Origin of the sequence: Rhodococcus sp. PAE-6 (genome assembly GCF_025290685.1) — a bacterium.
In the GTDB taxonomy this organism is placed as follows: Bacteria; Actinomycetota; Actinomycetes; order Mycobacteriales; family Mycobacteriaceae; genus Rhodococcus; species Rhodococcus pyridinivorans.
In genome coordinates, this window is the sequence record NZ_JAOCLZ010000158.1 from 1 (window position 1) to 255 (window position 255).

A 255-nucleotide genomic window follows, 5' to 3' on the forward strand; every position below is an offset into this window, starting at 1 on the left:
CGTGCTCTTCGAGCCGGCGGCGTTCCTCGGTGGCCTGGATCGCCGCGAGGCGGTCTTCCTCCTCGCCGTCCCATTCCAGTTTCACAGGAAGATCGCCAGGGTCTGCATGCGGATGACCGACTCGTCGACCATGATGGTGCGACGGGCCAGCTCCCACCCGGACCCGGATGAGGTCCGGCGGAGGAGATCCTCGCGTCCTGCCGAGACAGTGGAGGACTCCCCGACGTCACCACGGCTGCGGACGAGACGACCCGC

Annotated in this window: 1 protein-coding gene; it reads right to left on the reverse strand. The window is 68.2% G+C overall.

The annotated features are described in order from the left end of the window. Positions 1–81 precede the first annotated feature (81 nt). Positions 82–255 (reverse strand): aromatic-ring-hydroxylating dioxygenase subunit beta (locus tag NVV99_RS26630; RefSeq protein ID WP_313906275.1); only part of this gene is annotated, 174 nt, incomplete at its 5' end.